Origin of the sequence: Methylobacterium sp. WL18 (assembly GCF_008040015.1) — a bacterium.
Classification (GTDB): Bacteria; Pseudomonadota; Alphaproteobacteria; order Rhizobiales; family Beijerinckiaceae; genus Methylobacterium; species Methylobacterium mesophilicum.
The window spans coordinates 1-527 of record NZ_VRVD01001285.1; the positions used below are offsets into that span (position 1 = coordinate 1).

Genomic DNA, 527 nt, shown 5'->3' on the forward strand with positions numbered 1-527 from the left:
TCCCAGACCCGCTCGCCCCGTGCGGCGCGGGCGGCGAGCGTCAGGCTGGCGTCGGCGAGGTAGGCGAGCGGCAGCAGCAGCGCCGCGGCGAGCCCCCCCGCCAGGGCGAGCTGGCACAGCAGCCAGGCGGTGACGATGCCGACCGGCAGCGAGCCGACATCGCCGAGGAAGAGGCTTGCCACCGGCCGGTTGAACGGTGCGAAGCCCAGCATCGCCCCGAGCAGGCAGCCCGCCACCAGGGCCGGCAGCGCCGGCAGGTATCCGGCGAGCCCGAGCAGCAGCAGCGCGCCGGAGACCGGGACGATCTCGGCCACCGTCATCCAGTCGAGCCCGTCCATGAAGTTCGTCAGGTTGACGAACCAGATCCCGGCCAGCAGCGCGAGGCCGCGCTCGAGCCACAGGGGCGCCCCGGGCACCAGACGGCCGTCGAGGTGCCAGACCAACACGCCGACCACGCCCGCCTGAACGGCGAGCCGCAGGCCGGCCGGCAGTGGCCGCAGGTCGTCCACGGCGCCGAGCAGCGCCAG

1 pseudogene is annotated in these 527 nt (G+C 75.1%); it reads right to left on the minus strand.

From position 1 onward, the window contains the following. Positions 1-527 (minus strand): annotated as a pseudogene (locus tag FV228_RS32345) (glycosyl transferase); the annotation flags it as partial.